Genomic DNA, 206 nt, shown 5'->3' with positions numbered 1-206 from the left:
AAGGTACCTTCCTCCAGTATATTGAGGGGCCAGCTGACGCTCTAGAGTGCCTTTTTAACAAGATTACACTAGATGAACGGCACAAGATTTATCGCCACATTAGCGATACGAAACTAACAGAGCGTCGCTTTCCGGACTGGTCCATGCAATGGCTTACAAATGCGTATCTCGCAGAGATAAGGCTTGAAAATATATTGATAGACCAA

General features: G+C 44.2%; 1 protein-coding gene. It reads left to right on the top strand.

Annotation, left to right across the window (positions count from 1 at the left end):
* Window positions 1–206, top strand: a 206-nt coding sequence (locus tag A3751_RS00705; protein ID WP_197466069.1) for a BLUF domain-containing protein, incomplete at both ends; no start/stop codon positions are given.

It is taken from the genome of Oleiphilus sp. HI0080 (assembly GCF_001635135.1).
This window is presented reverse-complemented; position numbering and strand designations above follow the sequence as displayed.